The organism is Dyella nitratireducens (genome assembly GCF_014642835.1).
Lineage (GTDB): Bacteria > Pseudomonadota > Gammaproteobacteria > Xanthomonadales > Rhodanobacteraceae > Dyella_B > Dyella_B nitratireducens.
In genome coordinates this window covers 1-3,568 of the sequence record NZ_BMJA01000004.1, presented here as the reverse complement: position 1 = coordinate 3,568, position 3,568 = coordinate 1, and the positions used below count along the sequence as shown (strand labels likewise).

The following is a 3,568-nucleotide window of genomic DNA, read 5'->3' as shown; positions in this document are numbered from 1 at the left end:
GTCTTCAATCTTGCCTTATCGTCATTCCGGCGAAGGCCGGAATCCATTTATATCCATGCGGAGTAAAGGTAATCGCCGATCCATGGCTAGACTCGACATGGATTCCGGCCTTCGCCGGAATGACGGTGAGGTACTACGAAACTTTCCCAGACAGCAGTGGGCCTTCGCCGGAATGACGTCGAGGCGAGACTGGCTTTTTCGCGGCGAACGGTGCTGGAGCCGTTGGCTAAACAGACCCGCTTCATGTTTGGCTCGATCCTTGCTCCGTATGGGGAATGCAACGATGGCCGATCGGCGGTGGGAGGGCTTTACGCCTTGAGGCCTGTGCGCCAGCTGACCCCGAGCGGCGCAATGGTGCCGCCTTAGGACTTCCCCATGTCAATTTACGGCAGTATCGCGACAGCCCGCCCTTAGAGTGCACGCGCCTGCGCGCTAATAACTAACTAGAAAGGTCTGCATTCCGTTCACGAGTTGCCCCTAATGTCCGGTACCTACAATCCTTTACTCGTCGCGGTCTCGCTCGTTGTGGCCACGCTTGCGTCCTACACGGCGCTCGACCTGGCAAGCCGCATTTCCATGCTGAAACGCCCCGCCAACCGCCACGCATGGCTGGCAGGGGGTGCGGCGGCGATGGGCGTTGGTATCTGGTCGATGCACTTCGTCGGCATGCTGGCATTCTCGCTACCGATTCCGCTTGGCTACGACCCGGCCATTACGGGTTATTCGCTGCTGATCGCGATTTTCGTTTCATGGTTTGCGCTGTACGTCATCACCCGGGCGCAGCTCGGCTTGCGCGAGATTGCCGTAGGCGGTGTGCTGATGGGGCTGGGCATCGCGGGTATGCATTACACCGGCATGGCGGCGCTTCGGATGCAGCCGGGCCTCCACTACGACCCGTCACTCTTCACCGCATCGATCGCGATTGCCGTCGTGGCATCGACGGCTGCGTTGTGGATCGCGCGCGCACTGAGCGACATGAGGCAGCGCTACGTCACGACCAAACGTGCCGTTGCCGCCTTCGTGATGGGCGTGGCGATCACTGGTATGCATTACACGGGCATGGCGGCTGCCGATTTCATGCCTGATTCGATTTGCGGCGCTGCAAACGGCGTCGACGCCCAATGGCTCGCGACAACCATTACGTTGTTCACGTTCGCGATTCTGACCGTGACACTCATTCTGTCGCGCTTCGATGTCAGAACGGCATTGCTGACAGGGTCGGTCACGGAACTCAATGACCAGATCGTGCGCATGGCCAACCATGATGCCTTGACGGATCTGCCAAACCGCCGAGCGCTCGTCGAACGTATCGAAACGGTCGTTCATAACGCGAAGCGTGCACACGAGACCTTTGCCGTGTTGTTCCTGGATATCGACGGCTTCAAGACGGTCAACGACTCACTGGGCCACTCCACCGGGGATGAAGTGCTGAAGGCGTTCTCGCTGCGGCTGCAACAATGCGTGCGCGAAGGCGACACGGTTGCCAGGCTGGGTGGCGATGAGTTCGTCGTATTGATGGAGAACGTGACATCGCCGCATGAGGTTCAGGATGTGGCACAGAGCGTTCTCGATCGCATGGGACGGGGACACTGGCGCGACGAGCAACCCATCCAGGCGGTACCCAGCATAGGCATTGCGCTGTTTCCGCGCGATGGCGAAACCGCCGATATCTTGTTGAAGAACGCCGACGCGGCCATGTACGAAGCCAAGCGTGCAGGCCGCGCGACATGGCGCTTTTTCGAGGCCAGCATGAACGCAGCGGCCATGCGTACGCTGCAGATCCAGAACGCCATACGGGTAGCGCTCGACGAAGGGTATTTTTCGCTGCGCTTTCAACCGAAGTTTTCCAGCACCACCAGGGAACTGGTGGGAGCAGAAGCGCTGATTCGCCTCAATCATCCCGAACTCGGATTGCTGTTGCCATCGGAGTTCATTCCCGACGCCGAGCGTTCGGGCCAGATCGTGCCGATCGGGCAATGGGTGGTGCGTGAGGCGTGCCGGCAGATCCGCCATTGGCAGGCACTAGGGCTGCCGGCGATCAAGGTGGCCGTCAACCTGTCACCGCGCCAGATGGCGCAGCCCGATCTCATCGAGACCATGGTCGATATCCTGCGCGCGGAGAACATTCCCTGCGAGCAGATCATGTTCGAGATCACCGAAGCGGTGGCCATGCACGACGCGGCCAAGACCACCGAGATGGTCCAGGCATTTCAGCATGCAGGATTCGAGATCGCCATCGACGACTTCGGCACGGGCTATTCGAGCCTTGCGTACCTTGAGCGCTTCCGCGTCAAGCAGCTGAAGATCGATCGTTTTTTCACCAGCGGCCTGGATGCACAAGGCCACGAAGGCCGTGCGATCGTGTCGGCCATCATTGCGCTCGCGCATTCGCTAAACATGGAAGTGGTGGCCGAAGGCGTCGAAACGCCGTCGCAGCTGTCGGAACTTCAAATCATGGCCTGCGACCAGATGCAAGGCTATCTGCTTGCCAAACCCATGACGGCCGATGCGTTCGGCACCTTGCTGGAGCAGCAGATGGCGGGGGCGTGAAACGGCGCTTAGTGCAATGGCTTTTCAGCGATCCGAATATGCCGGGTTTTACCTAGCAGACTATGGATCAGCACCACTTCGTGCGCCGGCCATACGATGGGTTCAATGGACTGGAACGGCGCTGCTGGCTTGTTGTAGGCCAACGTCATGTGCGGCGTGAACGAGCCTTTGGTGTATGAATTCAACGCGGCAGCATTCAGGTGCGTGGCAAGTTGTTGGCGAAGCGCATGCAGGGGTTCATTGCCGTCGCTGGCCGTAAGGACAAAGTCGCCGTGGCTGCTGCGGTTGTTGAAGCTGCCGATTTGATCGAAGCGAATGGTGAAAGGCTCTGCTTCAAGATGCGAAAGTGCTTCGGCAGCTCGCGTGGCCAGGCCGGGCGGGAGTTCGGTGAAGTCACCAAGATGGAAAAGCGTGAGGTGTATGCGGGCGGCTTCCACCGGCTTGCCATCCATGCGCCGTGCAGCAAGATGTTTAGCGGCGAAGATTTCGAAACGGGCAGCGTACGCAGGATCGGGGAAAACGGCTAGAAACAGGCGATCGGTAGGAATGGCGAGGTCGAAGCCTGGCAAAGATCCTTGGGGAAGCATGCGGGTGTTCCTTGACACGTGTGCAACTGACACTGAGGCGGGCCACTGCGATAGATGGACCTGAGTTACCCTCCACCCCATTATTGCCGTGAATCAAGCCACATGAAACCCGAAGATCTGCAACGTCTGGTCACTGTCGCCATGCCATTCGGCAAATATCAGGGCCGATTGATCGCTGATCTGCCCAGTGCTTATCTCGCATGGTTTGCTCGCAAAGGTTTTCCGCGCGGCGAGTTGGGCAACTTGCTGGCGTTGATGCTCGAGATTGATCACAACGGACTGAGGCCGCTGCTCGATCCGCTGCGGAAGCGCTCGCTGCCGGATTGACTGCGCATTGCGTTATGGAAGCGGCATGACCTATTGCTGCTGGTAATTGAACACCACGGACGTTTCCACACGCTGCACCACGGCATGCCGATTGAAGTGCTGCG

General features: G+C 59.1%; 3 protein-coding genes. 2 read left to right on the top strand and 1 reads right to left on the bottom strand.

The features are described from left to right. Window positions 1-480: 480 nt before the first annotated feature. Window positions 481-2,550 (top strand): putative bifunctional diguanylate cyclase/phosphodiesterase, encoded by a 2,070-nt coding sequence (locus IEX75_RS18785; protein WP_188796630.1) that lies wholly within the window; start codon window positions 481-483, stop codon window positions 2,548-2,550. Window positions 2,551-2,558: 8 nt separating this feature from the next. Here the strand turns inward: IEX75_RS18785 and thpR are convergent, their stop codons facing one another. Further along, on the bottom strand, window positions 2,559-3,137 hold the full coding sequence (gene thpR, locus IEX75_RS18780; protein ID WP_188796628.1) for an RNA 2',3'-cyclic phosphodiesterase: 579 nt from the start codon (window positions 3,135-3,137) through the stop codon (window positions 2,559-2,561). Window positions 3,138-3,239: 102 nt separating this feature from the next. On the opposite strand from thpR, the gene IEX75_RS18775 reads away from it, so the two are divergent. Next, complete coding sequence (locus tag IEX75_RS18775) at window positions 3,240-3,464, top strand: DUF3820 family protein (protein WP_188796625.1); 225 nt, start codon at window positions 3,240-3,242, stop codon at window positions 3,462-3,464. The last annotated feature ends 104 nt before the right edge of the window (window positions 3,465-3,568 follow it).